The 18,525-nt window shown below is 49.7% G+C and carries 13 protein-coding genes; 5 read left to right on the top strand and 8 right to left on the bottom strand.

What is annotated here, in order from left to right:
- Positions 1-67 precede the first annotated feature (67 nt).
- Positions 68-487 carry a metallothiol transferase FosB gene (fosB, locus tag Q9R46_RS21020; protein WP_311281641.1) on the bottom strand — a complete coding sequence of 140 codons (420 nt, stop codon included), beginning with the start codon at positions 485-487 and terminating at the stop codon, positions 68-70.
- A gap of 160 nt (positions 488-647) precedes the next feature.
- Here fosB and Q9R46_RS21015 point away from each other — a divergent pair, with 160 nt between their 5' ends.
- The 3 genes from Q9R46_RS21015 (at position 648) to Q9R46_RS21005 (ending at position 3,380) form a co-directional block, all read left to right on the top strand.
- On the top strand, positions 648-1,547 hold the full coding sequence (locus tag Q9R46_RS21015) for an SDR family oxidoreductase (RefSeq protein WP_311281640.1): 900 nt from the start codon (positions 648-650) through the stop codon (positions 1,545-1,547).
- 100 nt (positions 1,548-1,647) lie between these two features.
- Complete coding sequence (locus tag Q9R46_RS21010) at positions 1,648-1,773, top strand: hypothetical protein (RefSeq protein ID WP_311281639.1); 126 nt, start codon at positions 1,648-1,650, stop codon at positions 1,771-1,773.
- Positions 1,770-3,380 carry a gamma-glutamyltransferase family protein gene (locus Q9R46_RS21005; RefSeq protein ID WP_311281638.1) on the top strand — a complete coding sequence of 537 codons (1,611 nt, stop codon included), beginning with the start codon at positions 1,770-1,772 and terminating at the stop codon, positions 3,378-3,380. Before Q9R46_RS21010 ends, Q9R46_RS21005 begins: the two co-directional genes overlap by 4 nt.
- A 109-nt stretch (positions 3,381-3,489) precedes the next feature.
- On the opposite strand, the gene Q9R46_RS21000 is transcribed toward Q9R46_RS21005, so the two are convergent.
- On the bottom strand, positions 3,490-3,957 hold the full coding sequence (locus tag Q9R46_RS21000) for a hypothetical protein (protein ID WP_311281637.1): 468 nt from the start codon (positions 3,955-3,957) through the stop codon (positions 3,490-3,492).
- Positions 3,958-4,514: 557 nt separating this feature from the next.
- On the opposite strand from Q9R46_RS21000, the gene Q9R46_RS20995 reads away from it, so the two are divergent.
- Together Q9R46_RS20995 and Q9R46_RS20990 are read left to right on the top strand one after the other, a co-directional pair.
- Positions 4,515-5,522, top strand: a complete 1,008-nt coding sequence (locus Q9R46_RS20995) for a BMP family lipoprotein (RefSeq protein WP_311281636.1) — start codon at positions 4,515-4,517, stop codon at positions 5,520-5,522.
- A gap of 24 nt (positions 5,523-5,546) precedes the next feature.
- Positions 5,547-7,199, top strand: a complete 1,653-nt coding sequence (locus tag Q9R46_RS20990; RefSeq protein ID WP_311281635.1) for a methyl-accepting chemotaxis protein — start codon at positions 5,547-5,549, stop codon at positions 7,197-7,199.
- A 1,421-nt stretch (positions 7,200-8,620) separates the two neighbouring features.
- Here the strand turns inward: Q9R46_RS20990 and Q9R46_RS20985 are convergent.
- From Q9R46_RS20985 to Q9R46_RS20960, 6 genes are all read right to left on the bottom strand, one after another.
- Positions 8,621-10,372 (bottom strand): NAD(P)H-hydrate dehydratase, encoded by a 1,752-nt coding sequence (locus Q9R46_RS20985; protein ID WP_311281634.1) that lies wholly within the window; start codon positions 10,370-10,372, stop codon positions 8,621-8,623.
- A 309-nt stretch (positions 10,373-10,681) separates the two neighbouring features.
- A complete protein-coding gene (locus Q9R46_RS20980; protein WP_145333972.1) occupies positions 10,682-11,314 on the bottom strand; it encodes an NAD(P)-dependent oxidoreductase in 633 nt (210 codons plus the stop codon).
- A 370-nt stretch (positions 11,315-11,684) separates the two neighbouring features.
- The gene (locus Q9R46_RS20975) at positions 11,685-13,454 is read right to left on the bottom strand and encodes an alpha/beta hydrolase family protein (RefSeq protein ID WP_311281633.1); all 1,770 of its coding nucleotides are present in this window, start codon (positions 13,452-13,454) and stop codon (positions 11,685-11,687) included.
- The gene (locus Q9R46_RS20970) at positions 13,436-14,980 is read right to left on the bottom strand and encodes a hypothetical protein (RefSeq protein ID WP_311281632.1); all 1,545 of its coding nucleotides are present in this window, start codon (positions 14,978-14,980) and stop codon (positions 13,436-13,438) included. Before Q9R46_RS20970 ends, Q9R46_RS20975 begins: the two co-directional genes overlap by 19 nt.
- Positions 14,977-15,777, bottom strand: coding sequence for a hypothetical protein (locus Q9R46_RS20965; protein ID WP_311281631.1), 801 nt, complete (start codon positions 15,775-15,777; stop codon positions 14,977-14,979). Before Q9R46_RS20965 ends, Q9R46_RS20970 begins: the two co-directional genes overlap by 4 nt.
- Positions 15,755-18,505: a class III lanthionine synthetase LanKC N-terminal domain-containing protein gene (locus Q9R46_RS20960; RefSeq protein ID WP_311281630.1), complete on the bottom strand. Its 2,751-nt coding sequence runs from the start codon at positions 18,503-18,505 to the stop codon at positions 15,755-15,757. The genes Q9R46_RS20965 and Q9R46_RS20960 overlap by 23 nt, the downstream gene beginning before the upstream one ends.
- Between the last annotated feature and the right edge of the window lie 20 nt (positions 18,506-18,525).

Here is an 18,525-nt window from a genome sequence, read left to right as displayed (position 1 = left end):
TCGTTTATTCCATTGTTTTCACAATAGATATGTGAGCTTTAATTCCGTTTTCTTTTCTAACGACTTCTCACGTATAAAAGGTCATATGCGGTTTGTCCTCGCGATAATAGTCCAACCGCTGCTTCAAGCTACCTGTATGTAGTTCAAATAAATGCCCGTCCGGGTCTGTAAAATAAACCGATTTCCCATCCCGCTCATCTCTCGCTCTTCCAGAAATAATATCGGCTCCTGCAGCTCGCAGTTGCTCCACGGATGCGTCAAATTCTTCTTCTTTTACCGTAAACGCGATATGGGTATAGGTTCGTTCCGTATAATTACGGAGGACATCCTCCTGATTCAAAGCAATCCAAAGACCCGCCAGTTCGAAGTAGGCCAGCTTGCGTCCTTTCACCTGAATTCGGGCACCGAGAGCCTGCTCAAAGAACATAATAGATTGCTCCAGGTTCGATACGGAAAAACACAAATGATTAATTCCTTGAATGTTCATAGGGCCCCTGACACCTCCACCAAATTTAAAGAGTTACTCCCTTATTATGGTATATATTTCCCATAGAAAACAAGCTGATAGCACGGCCAAACTGCATCTTTTTCCGCGAGAATGCATAGGGTAGGCTTATCAAGGAACGTTCGAGGAGGATATGCAAACCATGAACCCTGTCTATCCATTTTACGGTGAGAAGACGGTATGTAAACCACAGAAGCTAGCTTTTCCGCCCCAGCACCAGGATCAGCAACCCGGTCTGGAATCACTGATGGTTCCCGAACCGATCAGTGAAGACCCCGCTTATATTGGCAGCTGCAAACTGCAAGGCAAAGTTGCGATCATCACAGGCGGCGATAGTGGTATCGGGCGGGCGGCGGCCATTGCTTTTGCCAAAGAAGGAGCAGATGTTGTGATCGCTTATTTATATGAAAGAACCGACGCGGAATGGACACGTGACCGAATCGTGGAGCTGGGTCAGCGCTGTCTGCTCATCGAGACGGATCTGCGGCTAAAACCAAACTGTGAAGCGGTCATTCGCAAGACCATCGAAACGTTCGGGAAAATCGATGTACTGGTCAACAACCACGCTGTGCAGTATGTGCAACAGAGCATTGTCGACATCACCGAAGAGCAGCTTTATCATACGTTTCAAACAAATGTATTCTCGTATTTCTTCCTGATCCAAGCTGCCCTTCCCCATCTGTGCCAAGGGTCGTCCATCATCAACACCGCCTCCATTACAGCCTACAAAGGAGATGTGCGATTAATCGATTATTCATCCACCAAAGGGGCCGTCGTCTCCCTCACTCGTGTTCTCTCCCAATCACTGGCTGACAAAGGCATCCGTGTAAATGCTGTGGCTCCGGGTCCCATCTGGACTCCGCTTATTCCAGCCAGTTTCTCGGCTGAGGATGTACAGATTTTTGGGACAGATACGCCTCTGGGGCGAGCAGGTCAACCTTATGAACTCGCGGCGGCTTATGTCTATCTGGCATCACGTGATTCCTCCTATGTCACTGGGGAATGCATCCATGTTAATGGCGGCGATATGGTGACAACGTAATTATAGTGGCACAGAACTATCACGTTACCGATATCCATCGGTAGGCAAACCTTGAGAATGATCTGTGATCTGCGCAACGTTGAGGAGGATCTACCCGAGAGTGTCAGGTTGGATTTGGATGGTTTGGCAGGAGAATGGTTATCTTGCTGCGAAAAAGGTTAGAAGCAACACTCCGGTTAGACAACGGAATCTGACATCTCGCGACAAGGAGCTGATTGACGAATGAACTTTGATCCCCTCTACCAACCTTATTCCTCGTACCGTGTGCCGGTATACGCCAAGCAAGGCATGGTCGCCACGTCGCAGCCACTTGCTGCGCAGGCTGGTCTGGATGTGTTGAAACAAGGCGGCAATGCGATCGATGCCGCCATCGCCACGGCGGCAGCACTCACCGTGCTGGAGCCGACCTCCAATGGCATTGGTGGCGATGCATTTGCCCTCGTCTGGACGGAGGGCAAGCTACATGGCCTGAATGCCAGTGGCCCTGCGCCTCAGAGCATTTCGATTGAGGCGCTTCAGGCGGCAGGCTATACGGAGATGCCGAAGCTGGGGGTTGTGCCGGTGACGGTGCCTGGCGGACCGGCGGGCTGGGCGGAGCTGAGCCGTCGGTTTGGACGGCTCACGCTGGCGCAAGTGCTGGAACCGGCCATCCGCTACGCGGAGGAAGGTTATCCGCTTGCGCCGGGGCTGGCCCGCCACTGGGCACGGGCAGCCGAGGTCTATGCACGCCAGGGCGATGCGGAAGCAGGGCGTGCATGGTTTGAGACGTTTGCCCCTGGCGGGCGTGCACCCGCGGCGGGGGAACTATGGCGCTCGCCGGGCCATGCGGCCACGTTGCGCCGGATTGGCGAGAGCGAAGCGCGAGACTTTTACGAAGGAGAACTGGCGGAGCGCATTCATGCTTTTATGGCTGAGCACGGCGGTTACCTGACACGGGATGACCTCAAGGTTTTTCAGCCGGAATGGGTTGATCCGATCTCCGTTTCCTACCGGGGTTATGATGTATGGGAGATTCCACCGAACGGGCAAGGACTCATCGCCCTCTCCGCGCTCAATCTGCTGAAGGGATTCGACTTTGCCGAGAAGGAATCCGTTCTGAGTTATCACCGGCAACTGGAAGCGATGAAGCTGGCTTTTGCCGATGGTGAAAAATATATCACGGAAGAACGAAAAATGGGCGTATCCGTGGAAGAGTTGCTGTCCGAAGCCTACGCCGCAGAACGGCGCAAGCTGATTGGGGATACCGCACGTGCACCCGAGGCAGGTGATCCACGCGGAAGCGGAACGGTGTATTTGGCTGCAGCGGATGGCGAAGGCAACATGGTTTCTTTTATCCAGAGTAACTATATGGGCTTCGGTTCAGGTCTGGTTGTGCCAGGCACGGGTATCGCACTTCAGAACCGCGGACACAACTTCTCTCTGGACTCGCAGCATGCCAACGCACTTGAACCGGGCAAACGCACCTATCATACCATTATCCCCGGATTCCTTACACAAGGCAGTGAAGCCGTTGGACCATTCGGGGTCATGGGCGGTTTTATGCAGCCTCAGGGCCACGTGCAGGTCATTATGAATACGCTTGATCATCATCTGAATCCGCAAGCCGCACTCGATTCCCCCCGCTGGCAGTGGATCAAAGACAAAACGATACTAGTCGAACAAGGCTTCCCTCCTCACATTGCGCAAGCGCTGGCTCGCAAAGGACATGATATCCAAACCGAGCTGGACTCTTCCCAGTTTGGACGGGGGCAGATCATCTGGCGCAACCCGGATACAGGTGTGTTATGCGGAGGAACGGAAAGCCGGACGGACGGATCGATTGCGGCGTGGTAGATAAAAAGACTTAAAAAAGAAACCTAAACACTATTAGTAGTTCTACAGTGTTTAGGTTTCTTTTTTAAGGGATGAGGTTTTACTGTATAGAATTCATGTAGTATCTGCCTCATTTGTTTTTCATTTTTTTCACAACATTCAATATTAGCACTAATCCCCAGTCGATAATTTGATAAAAAACCGCTATGGAGAGTGCAGACCAGTAATCAGATATATATATACCATTAAAACTCGAAGCTAAAATGTAAATAATTATGCTATCTATGACAAGTGTAATCGTATTACGAGTATATATAGATACCTGTCTCTTGAATCCATAATTTATGATAGTAATAATTACTGGATGAACCAAAGTCTCGAAAAGAAGAAATCCAATCATGACAAGCACAGAAAAAACAATTAAATCTCCAACTTGATCAAAATGAATAAAATGACTAACTTTTTCGAAGCTATAAAAAAATAAACTGTACAATGTTATAAAAATAATCATAGGCAAGATGATCAAAGAAGCTAATAAAGGAATAAGCCATATCTTAACCTTAAGAGAAGGCGGGGTTTCCTTTTCTTTACCACTCATGTAATTGATTATCCAGTTTAGAGCAAGTAAGAGAATTAAAAGTAGTATGATGATGATGAGCCAATGTGTTGAATTCATAACTCCTCCAATTCATTATTCATTCTCTTAGAATAATCACCTCATAATTAAGTGATTTTGTATATACAATTCGACAATAAAAATAAAAATACCCCTTTTATTCACACGAAAATACAATAATCTATATATGCCTCTTTCTCACTTTGGACTTAAGAAAAAGAGATTACAACATTTGTAAATTAAATCCCCATCCAAATCATATTGAATTGTCTAGCCAATAACATTTCTTTGCATGTTACCTTTCACAAATCGCTTATAAGTTCTTATAAGAATGATTAAACAACATAATTGTAAAAACAATGTATAATCCATGAAATAGACTTAGATTTCTGTAAATTTTCATTATAGATCATAAAGTAACGGCATTTTTCACCGATATAGATAAAGGGAAAAACTCGTTGCATAGATGATAGGGTCATCCATCTTCCAGTATATTTCCAGATTAATACATAAAAGCACACAGAAATGAGGGCATCTCAATGAAAACAAAGTTGTACATCCGGATGGGAATCACCGTACTCATGGCCCTGACGCTGATCATGTTGGGGGCTTGTTCCACCGGCTCTACAACAGCTACCACTGACGTAAAGACCAGAGTCGGGATTGTACTTACAGAGGTTGGTCTGGGAGACCGATCTTTTAATGATGCGGCTTTTAACGGACTGGTCAAAGCCAGAGACGAGAAAAGCATAGTTTTTGACTATCGTGAACCAAGCAAGGAGTTAACTGCCGAAGCTTCGTTTGAGGAATTTTCCAAAGATAAATTCGACCTTATTATTGGACTCAGCGATACCGTAAAAGCAGATATGGAAAAGGTCGCTGCCAAATATCCTGACCAGCAATTCCTTCTGATTGACAGTACGTCTGACCTGCCTAACATTGCTTCCATATCATTTCGTGCGGAGGAAGGCAGCTATCTGGCAGGTGTAATCGCAGGCATGGCTTCCAAAGAGAAGCATGTTGGTTTCTTGGGTGGAATGGAGATTCCGGTGCTCAAAAATTTTGAGCAGGGTTTCAAACAGGGTGTGCTGGCTGTTAATCCGGAAGCCGTAGTAGATATTGTGTACGCCGGCGATTTTGGAAATGCCGATCTGGGCAAGCAGCTTGCAGAACAAATGATTCAGGAAAAAGGTGCTGACGTGATTTATGTAGCCGCTGGTCTTACCGGTGTCGGCGCACTGAATGAGATTCAATCCCTCGGCAAATATGCCATTGGTGTAGATACGGATCAATTCTTTTTGGCGGAAAAAGCAATTCTTACGTCTATGTTAAAAAATGTGGATGTCTCCATCTACAACGCCGTGAAGTCGTTTATCGAAAACAAACATACCTTCCCGAAAAAGGAAATCGTAGAAGGACTCGCCGAGAATGCTGTAGGCTTGACTGCGCTACATAACATCACGCTGAGTGATGAACAACAGCGGACCTTCGATGATCTGAAAGCCAAAATTTCTTCGGGTCAAATCAAAATTACAGTGAATCCATAACCCACGATTCGAGGAGGTTAGCATATGAAATTACAGGGAAAACTTATTGTCAACGCTCTGATCTCACTGCTTCTATGCCTTGCGCTGGTCGCTTATATTATTATGGAACTGCTAAATATGAATGCAAAAAATCAAAATCTGGTACCTGCCATGCTCAAGGTAAGCGAGCTGAACTCCAACCAGATTCAGACCCAGCAGGCACTGGATGTCTACTCCTTCTCGATGACCGCAGGCAATCAGGAAGCTGTACTGCTTCTTTTAAAAGAAGGCCAAGCCATGATTAAGGAACTCAAAGGTGGATTGCTGGAAACGGATCAGGAGCTACAACTCATCCAAACGGTTCAAACGAAGCTGCAAGCACTGGATCAGGGTGCAACCCAAGCGATGAGCAACATGGACAGTGCCGAAGCTAAACGTTACAGTGCCCGGGTTCGAGGCATACAGAACGACATCTACTCGCTGAATGAGATAACACGGGAGCGCTACACCCAATATACGCTCGATCTGGAGAGTGACATCCAGCAGACATGGCAGATTGCCCTTGGCGGAGCTGCGCTTTTGTTCATCGCCGTCATGCTCTTTAATATGTACACATCACGTCAGATAGCCAAGCGTATTCGTCTGATTAAGGATGCTGCCGGGCATATTGCCAGTGGTGACCTGTCCCAAACGCTGCCGGAACCTCGGGGGAAAGATGAACTGGATGATCTGAGCCGTTCTTTTGGGCAAATGACGAATAATATTCGCGGAATCATCCAATCCATTGACACGGCGGGGCAACGAGTGGATCAGATGGCTCAGGATATTGATCGCGGTAATGATACGGTACAAGCCATCGTACAGCAGGTGTCACGTACCACAGAAGAGCTGTCCGTTGGCAGTCAAAAAATTGCGGAGGATCTCAGCGAAACGGTTATGGTCGTAGACCAAATGCAGTCTACCTTTAACCATAATCTGGAGGCCACCGCCCAATCTGCCAAGGATGGACGCGATGTTCTAACCACAGTGGAAGAGGGAAACAAAGCGATTGAAGAACAGTTGCGACTCGCCGAAGTAAATCGCCACGCCATGTCCGAAGTGGAACAGACCGTGCTGGAGCTGGAAGAGAGCGCAGCTCGTATTACAACGATGACGGGATATGTATCCGAGATTGCCAAGCAAACCACCATGCTTTCCCTGAACGCTTCCATTGAAGCTGCACGTGCCGGAGAAGCCGGACGCGGATTCGCTGTTGTGGCTGGAGAAGTGAACAAGCTGGCCGAGCAGTCTGCTCAATCCGTCAAACATATCTATGCCGCCGTTAACGAGATTACAGCCTCGATGGAAAAAGTAAAAACTTCCGTGTTGCAAAGCATGCAACTCTTTGGCGAACAGGAACACGCCACGGGTCAGACGCAGCAATCCTTCTCGGCGATCCGTGAGAGTGTGGAGCGCATCAGCGAAGGCATTCAGCAGCTTGCCGAGGACATGACACAATCCAGCAAACTTAGTTCACAGGTGCAACAAGCGATTGAAAATATCAGTGCCATCACCGAGCAATCTGCAGCCAGCAGTGAAGAAATCACCGCTTCCACCGCGGAGCAACAACGCTCTTTTTCCGAAGCCAGTATCAAGGTCAAGTCACTTCGTGATATCAGTGCCGAGATGCATCAGGAACTCCAGCGTTTCCGTCTGTAAGAGGAGTCCACGAGATAGCTGTACAAGATGGTTGTACGAGATGTACGTACCCCATCCTTTAAGAGGGAATTTGTTGATGGCTGGGCTGAGAAAAATGACTCTCCGTCCTCTCCACGCCTCGCCTTTTGCAATCGACGGGCGTGAAGGGCTTCTCGTCTATGTTAGCTGGCGTCAACGGCATCAAACCGGACGCTTCGAAAATCAATTTTGAAGACCAATTCTGCTTCACGAGTGGCTCATCTCATCTTCACGAGCGGGGACGTCAAAACCAGTGATCGTTCGCCCGCACAGAGTGACCGCATCATTTATCGATTGGTCATATGGCGGATGAGATAGATAGCCTTTCAACCGCATAGTAAAGTAATTAATGGAATTGCAGTATATATGCGCTCTGAGTAGGCTGAAATGACTAAAGATCTGGATAAATTGAAAGACGTTCTGACAATCTATGTGAGCGATAGGTGAGCGAAAGTTTATCCTAACGATCTCAGATGAGCTTATTTGCATGATTCTGAGTCGTTTGAAATTCTAACGATCCCCAGAGAGCTTATTTGGGCCAAAATGGAAGAAAAATGCTCCTTTTTATAATAAATGATTGAAATAAGCTTCCCTGTGATCGTTAGAAAATAAAACGGGTGAATATGTGCCAAATAAGGTTTCTCATGATCGTTAGAAATGTTCACCTTGAAAAAGAATGCGATTGCCGCTAAGAAACGTTGTTCCGTCAACACTTGAGTAGGCAATAGGTCATGTTGGTGAGTTGAGCTGATGGTATATGGGAAAGTTAAGTTCATGAGTCTAGCTACGGAATGTGCAATGGTTAGGTAGATGAGTTGAGCTGACAGAATGTACGATGGTTGGGTTGATGAGTCGGGCTGACGGAATGTGCGATGGTTGGGTTGATGAGTCGGGCTGATGGAATGTGCGATGGTTGGGTTGATGAGTTGAGCTGACGGAATGTGCGATGGTTGGGTTGATGAGTTGAGCTGACGGAATGTGCGATGGTTGGGTTGATGAGTTGGGCTGACGGAATGTGCGATGGTTGGGTTGATGAGTTGAGCTGACGGAATGTGCGATGGTTGGGTTGATGAGTTGGGCTGACGGAATGTGCGATGGTTAGGTTGATGAGTTGAGCTGACGGAATGTGCGATGGTTGGGTTGATGAGTCTAGCTACGGAATGTGCGATGGTTGGGTTGATGAGTTGGGTTGATACTGTAGCAAGGTTTTCGGATTAGTGGCTCGATGCTTCCAATAAAACAACGATATATGGATTGTCTATCATATATAAATTCACTTCATATGAAAAAGGAGCCCCTCGAGATGATGGCGGGCTCCTTTTTGATAGGTTTATACTTTCATGTGGTACGTATTTAAAGGTTAAGGCTTCCGTATGATCTTGCACGCTGGATTGAACATATCTCTACAGTGCATCGATAATATCTCCTGCCAGCAGGGAGGAAGGATCACCTCGCCGCAATGTTGCCCGTTCGGCGGCCTGTCCATGCAGGTATACACCGAACGCGGCGGCTTGCTCCGCGTCTAGCCCTTGGGCGAGCAGACCGGCAATGATGCCGGTCAACACGTCTCCTGCGCCGCCCGTTGCCATGCCGGCGTGGCCGGTGGTGTTGATGTACGCCTCGCCGGAAGGCGTTGCGATGACCGTTCGTGCTCCTTTGAGCACAAGGGTCACGCCCTGCTCGCGGGCGTACCGTGCAGCGTGTGCAATTCGGTCACGCTGCACCTCGGGGGTCGACATGCGTAGCAGTCTGCCCATCTCGCCAGGGTGCGGCGTCAATATGGTCGCCGCACTGCGCTGGCCCCAGGTGCGTGGCCCATCCGGGCCTGCATCTGCCAGCATGTTGAGGGCGTCCGCGTCGATGACGAGCGGACAATCCGTCTGTTGCCACAGACGGCGCAGCCAGTCGGTGTCGCCTTGGAAGCGACCAAGGCCCGGGCCGGTCGCAAGCACGTCGCGGCTCTCCGCAAGGCGCAGCACCGCTGCGGCGGAAGCCGCGTTCCATTCGCCGCTGGCGCCATCGGCTGCAGCAGCGAGCATGAGCTCGGGCACGGTGCCGATGACATGCGGCAACAGTGCCGCGGGTAGCGCCCATGTGGCGAGCCCGCAACCAGCGCGCAGCGCGGCTTTGGCCGAGAGCAGGCCAGCGCCGCTCATCGGCATGCTTCCAGCGGCCAGCAATACATGGCCGTAGGTGCCCTTGTGGCCGTCCGGTGCCCGGCGACGGCCTGTGTCTACGCGCAGCGCACCCCGAAGTACCTCGTCCGTCAACAGACGGACCGAGGGGCCATGCTCTGGCGCAAGGCGCGCGGGAATGCCGATGGCACGCACGACGATGCGCCCCGCGGCAGAAGCGCCCGGATACTGTACCAGACCACGCTTAAGCAGCGCAAGGCATACAGTTACCCGGGCTTCAATGCACGGCTCGTACACCTCACCGGTGTCGGCGTCCAGCCCGCTTGGCACATCGGCGGATACGACTGGCTTACCGCTGTCGTTCGCCGTGCGAATCAGCGCCGCGTATGCTCCGCGCGGCGCCCCCCGCGAGCCGGTGCCCAGCAGCGCATCGACGATGCCCGTGCACCGGCTAAAGTCCACGGCTTCGCGCCCGTGGACAACGGCAGGGATGCCGAGCTTCGCGGCGGCATCCCGTTGCACTGCGGCTTCGCCCCGCAGTGCCTCCGGGGCATCGGCGTAGACTAACGTCACGCCCAGCCCCGCTTCAACCAAATGGCGCGCCGCAACCAGCCCGTCGCCGCCATTATTGCCCTTCCCGATCAGCATGTACCAATGCTGATCACCGGGATGCGCCATCACCAGCGCCGGATCGGCGATGATGTCGCCCCCGTAACCTACGCGGTCGCCGGGCCCGGTATGCGCCCGCCACGCCGCCTCTTTCCGCTGGCCGCGATCAGGCCAGCCACCCCCAACTTCACCGATGTTTCTGTGCCGTGCTACATCACCTTTCGCATGACCGCCTTCACCCCAGCCACGATCCTCCCGACTACCATCCTCTTGCCCTTCCCGGCACAGCTTGATAACTTCCTCGGCAATAGCTCTGCCTGCATTCTCCATCAGACTGGCCGCAGGAATGCCAAGCTGCTGAATCGTATACTCGTCCACAGCGCGCATCTGATCAGCAGTTACGATAAACAACACTTATCCCTCCCCGGTCGCGTTATGAATAGCACTGCTAGAGCATCACACATGGGTCTTCCATTCTCATAAGTGTTACATTGCCATTAGCTTCCCGATCAATGGTGTGTCACTCGTTTTCTGATCATACAGGGCTTATGAGTTTACCTTCCATTCATGTCTCATCGGTTCTCCGCTCACTCATGGTTTGTCCCATTACAGTGTCCTGCCGGTTAGCAATGCACCATCATACTCACTTTGCGCAAAGAGCTTACCCTGTCTTATCTCTTGCATCTTCTATAATTATCCCGTTTGCCTATTTATCCTCAGTTAGTACCCTACCGTAAACCGCGCTTGAACAAACTGCGGATCATCGAGTTCATCTACCAAAGCTGCGGCAAAATCCCCCACAGAGATGCTGCTTTCACCCAGATCATCTGTAATGACACGGTTCATGCCAATCCGGAACTGACCTGTCCTCCGCCCTGTAGTAATCGTTGCCGCCGGACTCATATACGTCCAGTGAATATTCGATTCTTCCAGGAGTCCATAAGCATCCGCATGAGCCTGCGCAAGAGGTTTGATTTCCTCGGGGAATCCGGGTGTATTCATCAGCATCTCGCCTGAATCGGTCATCAGACTGCCTGCCCCGCCAACAACAACCAGACGTCCAGCGTTTGCACGGCGCACGCCTTCAATCAGTGAACGCGTGACTTCCAGCAGTTCCTCTTGTTCGCCGAACTTCGGCCCGTACGCACTCACTACCGCTTCTTGTCCCGCTGCAAAATCAGCAACCTGATCCGGGTTAAGCACGTCCCCCTGCTCCACACGCAAGCGCTCATGCACCATCTCTACCTTGGACGGATCACGCACCACCGCGGTCACTTCATGCCCACGATCCATCAATTCCCACAAAATCGTCTTACCAATCGCTCCGGTCGCTCCAAAAATCGCTACTTTCATATCGGAATCCCTCTTTTCTGTCGATGTCATCTAATCAGCTATACCGTTATTTTAATACTTAATCCTGTTGTTATATACCTTAAACGGCTCACGCCATCTTAAACCGGATAGACCTACTTGTAAACTCGAATCTTCATTAGCGCTACCAACACCTCAGCCGAGCGTTTCTATTTCATTCACATATTGTAGATTTCTTCATAAAATGTTCTTCCAGGTTTCAACCCATTCTCCAAATCAGATCTGCGCTCTGATTCCTTTCCCAATCCCCTCACTATCCATTCCATTCTTCGCCCCTCTTCTCTCATTTAAAATAGTTCCATGTACGCCAAAAAAGCCGCACGGGCGGCTTCCACATTTTATTTTGATCATCTTACCCTCGCTGAGTTACCTTGTTTCGGGTTAGAAAATGAACCGCCTTCGCCGCCCAGATTCGCTCTGCATACACCTCATGCTGCAGATCATCAATGATGTGCAACTCAAGTCGCCTATCGGCCGCCTTAACAGGCTCCTTCTGCTTCAATATCTCCTGATATAAGCGCTCCGTCTGTTCCACCGGGCAGAGCTGATCATTCCGGCCGTGAACAAGCTGTAAATCCACGTTACACAGAGCAGACGAATAGGTTAACGGGCTTCTCTCCCGCAGTACGGATTCATCCTGTAACAATCCTCCGATTTCCATCTGCAAAAACGATCTTAGCTTCGCCCCACCACCGGCATACAAACTGTTCAAATCCGTAAACGGTGCACAAGCCACGACGGCGCACCACAGTTCCGGATTTCTACCTGCTGCTAACAGCGCTAAATAAGCCCCATAACTGACGCCGTACAGTGAAACGGCCGAATAGGAACCCAAGACCTGCTCCCGAATAATCCGAATAACATCTGCATCCACACCGCCCCAATCATTCTGAATACGTTGCTTGTAATCCGGACCGAATCCTGAACTGCCTGGATAATTCAGCCCAATCACCCTCACTCCAGTCTCACATAAACGTGCAATAACCGGACTGTAACTGTCCAGAAGGCAATTATGTGGCCCACCGTGCAGATAGATGACTGCCTGTTCTTCACCTTCTGAATGGATATCCATATAAGGAATGGACACATCCCCGTAACGCAAGTGTTTGTACTTAGTCTCTGGCCACTTAACAAGATTACTCACAGACACATCTCCATGCCTGACTGCAAGTGGAGTGATATCCCCGAACGACTCAGATATCCTACACCTGGCGGGCACCGGAGCAGTCGTAATAGACTCGAATTTCCCAATGAGGTTCTGCTTGTCCCTGCTGTATACGGCTTGTGTTAACGTTCCCGGATAATCACACAGCTCAAATGTTTTTTCTCCATCCAGCTTGTACTGAACATATCGCCACTTCCCACGCATTATTCCCTCGCATAAGATATGCTGTCCATCCACATCCAGCTGCATACGAATCAACTCGGAGAACGGCTCAATGTGCTCCAGATTACATTGAACAACATGCTCCTGAACGCTCATCCAGCCAGGACAGAAACCATCTTCTACCGGAATGCAGACAGCAATCCGATCACCCTGCTTGTCCATTACCGGATATGCATACTCCTGATAAGGAATTTCCCGAGATGATCCGGTATCTTTCCCGTAAAAATATACGCTGCCAACCCCGCCCACATTAACACCAATCTCTCGCTCAGGCTTGGCCCAGAACACAAATTGCGGGTTATCCAGTTCTGGAGTAACCCACTCGGCTTTTTCTTGTACGGGATCATACAGCCCAATCTGCACAAGCCCTGAACGGTGTCGAACGGCAAAAAGTAACAGGAGTTGCCCATCTTGCCAGGCCATCTGCATCACCGGAAACGGTAATTTTAGAGAGAGCACTTGCATCATGCTTATGCGCTCCCGCTCTTTTTGGAAGACATAAATCCATCTCTCCGTCTTCTCCAGGGTGATTGCCGCCACTTGGTCTGTTCCGATGAATTGAACATGCTGTACAGTCTGGCCCCGTTCTGTCCAATGACCGGAAAAACAATGCACACCTTGAACATCGCCAGCATCGTCAAGCTCACACCATTCACATGTTTGGTCGTCATAACACAAGACCATGCTTGTCCGCTCCCGGTTCAGACTCATTCGGTTCAGGAATGGATTGCCCAACCGGATTCCCTCCCTTCATGCCAATGCTTGAACTGCTCCCAGGTATCGAGCTGTAGTTCCAGCTTGAGCGTAAGCTGCTGCTGTGTGGCCGCTGCTACAGGACTCTCTGTTCCCAAACCACTTAGCGCTTGCCGGATCAAACGGATTTGCTTCAGATGGGTTGCTGGCAATCCCGCGATCAGAAGACGATACACCTCCGCAGCACGTTCCTCTTCACCTTGCTGGATCAGCACTCCAGCCAGTTCAATTGAACGTTGTAGCAATTTGGAAGGAATTGAACCTGTCTTCATCCTTAGCACCTGAATCAACATCTTGTATTCTAACTCTTGCTCACCGAGTTGCTGATAAACTGACATTTTTAATTGAAGTATATGTCCCAGCCAACCCGAGTACGCACCTGTACAGAGTTTCTCGGCAGCTAGTAGAGTCGTTTCCGCATCCATGAGAAGCCCTGCCCGGATCTGCAGCCCTGCAATGTTCAGAGCCGTTTGAATCTGAAAAACATGTCGGTCCGGTCCTGGAGGAAGCTCGCGAATACGCATCCCTGCCCGCTTTTCCAGTTCAATGGCACGTGAGATATGGCCTTCCTGCATCTCAATTAATGCTTCACCGTTATCCAGTGCCGCTTCTTTCCCAATGCGATAGACTTCGTTCAATTCCTCATGCTCCAGAACGGCCCGGGCGTGAGCATAACATTCTCTTGCCGCGACATAATCATCCCCGGTTTTGGTTAATAGCTGACCCAGTTCAAACCACAGAATAGCCTGCTGCGCTACCGATAATTGTTGGAATATGGAGTTTTGACTAAAAAAGCGAAAACAAGCCTTGTACCGCTGTCGATTATCCGATTTGCTCAACAAAACCCAGGCCAGCCTGTTATAGAGAGCCAGTGCTTTACGCTGAACTTTACGTTGAAATTGGGCTTCGCTTTTATTGTGGAGTGTAGCCTCCGTCTGCGCTTTCCCCTGGCTGTTCTCTTCTTCCGCCTCATCGTGCCTGCCAGCTATTCGCAGCTGTTCATTCAACAAACGCCGGGTCTGTTCCGGTGTATCTCTCACCAGAGAAATAGCCAGCCTCGATACATGTTGGGGAAGGTTAACGCGCACGGGATATTGATGAAAAAATAACAATACGCTTACGTCCTTTAGTTTTTGACGATAGAGCAGATGATGTATGGCTCCCAAATCTGCAGGATGCAGACCGGAGACCACCTCAACCAGGATCCATTTCCGTGGCCCCGGTGCCCAGCCGGCTCGATGGAATCGGAGCAATGCATTTTTGCATGCCACCAGATCATCAATCGGGTGAACCGGGTTCAACTGATAAATGAATGGCAACGTGTGATACGCATCATCAAGCACAAGGTGAATCGCCTGATCCTGCCAATGCATGCTTAACTTTTGCAGCTCATGTTGCACGATATCCGAACGTCCTTCAACCACAAATAACCCTGGTTCGTGGCTTGCACGAAACCATGTACTTCTCAGGTCATGATAGTCCGTACTTTCCAGCAAAACAGGTTTCATGAGGACTCCCTCTCTTTCCTGATCCGGCATACATGTATAAGTTCAGGCACCTGCTGTAAAGGCAATGCACTCATCAAGCGATAGCTCCCTTGATTGTTTGCATCAAGAGAAGCCTTAATCTTCTTTTCCGGGTCGGAACTGCACTGATGGAGAGCATAAGCAACAAGCCACCGTGCCCAGCCCTTGCGTTTTGCCGCAGGCATGGTGAATATATGTGACAGAAGGATGCTATCGAACTCATCGCTTAACAGACAGCCTCCGATCTTTGCGCCTTCCAGCTCCACCAGTCCCGATCCGTCCAGTAAACGTCCGTACATCCCTTCATAGATATCATCCACTGCCTTGCGAGCAGCCTGGATTCCGGGGCATGTTGGATCACTGCTTTGAAGCAAATGAGCCATAACTTCCTCTTGCCCTTCTGCAGGCAACCACTTTCCGTTCGAATCCGGCATAACCGGAACAGAAATGTGCTTCAGATCACCGTAAAAGCGATATCGATGGGCGAGCACATCTGCCTTATATCCGAGCCTTTCCCATGGAAACGAGGCAGGTGCAGTTACATATATAGAGGAGTAGGACAATTTGTCCAATAAGGATGTGACCTGTCCTTCCCAATATGCAAGAGATGAAGCTTCACCCCATAAATCCATCATATATTGACCTTCCCCATGATCTATCAACAGCATGGAAGAGATCGTTTCTCTTTTACCAGGCTCACTGGCATAGTATCGACCCCCGACCTTGCCGGGTTCATGCTGACATTGCGGCAGGATATCAGCTATGGATGTTTGCATCATATACCTGTACCTCCCTGGTCTGGTCGAAGCCTGAATATACCATGGGTTCAAAAGAAACCGCAGGATAAAATCGACGAAGCAGAAAAGAGTAAATCCCCATGTATCCTGTCATATAATCTGGTGAAAATGACTCCATATCCTCCAGTGGCCACATCCAAAAGTCTTTCTGCACATCACTGCGAAGCACGTATAGACGCTGTGTATACTCTTTCAATTTGCCTTCGTATCTGCCAGGGAAAATGCGATTCGCCATGATCAAAAAGTCCCCGTTACCAGCGATCCCGTGACACTGGCTGAAAGAAGCAAAAATGGTTGACCAGGCGACCGCATCTGCGGCCTGCTGACCAAGTCTGTAACATGCCGGATCTCGCAGAACCTCGGCTGCAGTCAGTAAAAACCGTCCTATACCCGCTGAACCATTACACCAATGAACCCAGAGAGCGTCCGGCTTTTCGGGAGAAGCAGGCCATAACCTCACCCCATTCTTTCCTTCGTGACTTGTACGTTCCAGCGTGTCCACAATGCGCTTCACCGCCGAATAATACTCGCCCTTCCCCGTTTGCTTCGCTAAGGCAAGCAAGAAATAACCGATCCCTGCAATGCCATGCGAAAACCCATACGAGTGGTGGCTTTTTTTATCCGACTTGTCCTTCACTTCCCACATGCTCAGCCCGTCTTCTGTTCGCTTTTCCTGCTGCAAAATCATTTCGCCGAGTTCATCAGCCCTTGTCAAAAGCTCGGAACAACCTCCAAGATGATGTACCTCCATCAGCATTAATCCTAAACCTGCCGCTCCATGACTGATATTGGTTTGAACCGGGTCATGCCTCGTCATCTCCAAGGCCAGATTTTCAGCAATGCGAAGTAACGGTTTATCATCCAGCGCATCCGCTGTCTGTGCCAGTGCCCAAGGAACAGCCCCATAACCGAAATACAGGCTATCTGGCGTTTCTCCGGGAACATAAGGCGTATGATTTAATATCCACTCCAATACTTCACGTGCACACTGATGATACTGTCTGTTCTGCGTAACCTGACCAAGTTGATGAAAACCGTAGGCCATGCCCGTCCATCCAAAGTTGAAATTGGCCGGGTGGAACATTTTGCTCAAGCTATTTTCCGGATAAAGTTGATGAGCATTATTCAATTCGAGGGATTGAACCAACTTGTTAGCCATAAGCTCGGCTTGATGAAGTACTTCTTCTGCCTTCATGTCTGCTTCATTCGTGCGCGAAGGTTGCCGGCTCCCAGTTAAATCGCCCTTCTCTTGCTCACACATACGTATTAGCTGTTCACGTATTTCAGATAAATCATTATATCGTCCAGACATGATCTCGATCCCCAGACTCCCCAGCCCAAGAAGCTGTCTATCATCGAGATTGTCCAAATAGGCTTGTCCAGCAGACAGATGAGACTGTCTGTATTTCAAATAAGGGTCCATGGAGGTTGCCATGTAATAATAAACGGCTCCCAGCGCGTAGAGATCATCGGAGTATTCCGATCGCTGACTGTGCTCTCTTCCTCGAAGCACATAACCAGGCGTGTGCCCCGTTAACGGTTTTACCTGACTTTTGCTATCTCTCACATAGGCTAACTCCAGATCAATCAACCGTACGCTTCCGTCAAGCAAAACCACAATATTGTTGGGCGTGAGATCATTGATGACAATTCCTCTATCATGAAACTGTTGTACAATATCCAGAATATCGGAGCCGATTCGGTAAAGTTCTGCCTGATTGTCGTCAGCAGCTACATGTCTGCGATGGATGTACTCGCGCAAGCTGATGCTCTCGAAGTATTCCAGAATCAGATATCGATTCCGTTCAGCGCTGAACAGATCCATAGGGCGCGGAGTATACCCCGTATCCTTCATCAGATCAAGCACATGATACTCGTTATCCAGATAATCATGGGCAGAACGTCCGGCACCATCCACACGCATGAGATGAACCGCTTCTTTCATGACAGCATGCTCATGCCGGGACGTGGAGACAAGATACACGCCTCCTTTGCCCGATTTTTTGAGCACCCGTTTCACACGGATTTTCCGTATTCCGAACTCATTGTTACTGGAATTATGCGAATGGTTTACTGCCTCATTTTCTTCCTTCCACCCGGCCTGAATGCTCACCAGCTCTTCCGGCTCATCTACCCACTCGGGCTTGTATCTGCCTGGAATTCTTCGGTCTTCCTCCAGTCTGCCTTCCGGGTTCTGGATGGCATATACTTTTGCCCCAGAGTAACGATCATAGTAGAACCGGTCTACAAAGGCTCCATAGCGATAAAATACACATGAACTTCCCCGGTAAGCCCGATCTGTAGGGATCGCTGGGCCTTTTAGATCACCCGTACAAGCATACATCTCCTCAAGCAATTGTATAAACTGCTCATCACTGCGTGCGTAGATGGTCACGCACTTTCCGGTCTGAGGCAACGGTGTAGAACCGTTGGATGTTTCAATTAACTTCAGCCCGCTGTTTACGACTTTCCACATTACCCCATGCATTGTCAGGATCGGTGTAATTCGGCGCAACAGTTCAGCACCCTCCACTGGGATAACCGATAAATGAATCTTCCAGCCCTGTGCGGGAAGCGTTAATCGGTCCGGTTTAAAACAAATCCAATGGTCGTCATTCGACCATTGGATGGATTCGGGTAGATCCCGGATTATATGTTGCAAAGCGTTCTCATACGCGTCCTTCTTTTCAGTCAGGCTTGCTGATTTCAATGAGAATCACTCCTTTATGA

The sequence above is a fragment of the Paenibacillus sp. RRE4 genome, from assembly GCF_031844205.1.
GTDB lineage: Bacteria > Bacillota > Bacilli > Paenibacillales > Paenibacillaceae > Paenibacillus > Paenibacillus xylanexedens_B.
The sequence above is the reverse complement of the archived record's forward strand: the minus strand, read 5'-3'. Positions and strand labels throughout refer to the sequence as shown.

Bases quoted from the DNA above. Each gene is read 5' to 3' on its own strand.
- Q9R46_RS21005 (WP_311281638.1), top strand. From the start codon at position 1,770: ATGAACTTTGATCCCCTCTACCAACCTTATTCCTCGTACCGTGTGCCG.
- Q9R46_RS21000 (WP_311281637.1), bottom strand. From the start codon at position 3,957: ATGAGTGGTAAAGAAAAGGAAACCCCGCCTTCTCTTAAGGTTAAGATA.
- fosB (WP_311281641.1), bottom strand. From the start codon at position 487: ATGAACATTCAAGGAATTAATCATTTGTGTTTTTCCGTATCGAACCTG.
- Q9R46_RS20965 (WP_311281631.1), bottom strand. From the start codon at position 15,777: ATGATGCAAACATCCATAGCTGATATCCTGCCGCAATGTCAGCATGAA.
- Q9R46_RS20970 (WP_311281632.1), bottom strand. From the start codon at position 14,980: ATGAAACCTGTTTTGCTGGAAAGTACGGACTATCATGACCTGAGAAGT.
- Q9R46_RS20995 (WP_311281636.1), top strand. From the start codon at position 4,515: ATGAAAACAAAGTTGTACATCCGGATGGGAATCACCGTACTCATGGCC.
- Q9R46_RS20980 (WP_145333972.1), bottom strand. From the start codon at position 11,314: ATGAAAGTAGCGATTTTTGGAGCGACCGGAGCGATTGGTAAGACGATT.
- Q9R46_RS21015 (WP_311281640.1), top strand. From the start codon at position 648: ATGAACCCTGTCTATCCATTTTACGGTGAGAAGACGGTATGTAAACCA.
- Q9R46_RS20990 (WP_311281635.1), top strand. From the start codon at position 5,547: ATGAAATTACAGGGAAAACTTATTGTCAACGCTCTGATCTCACTGCTT.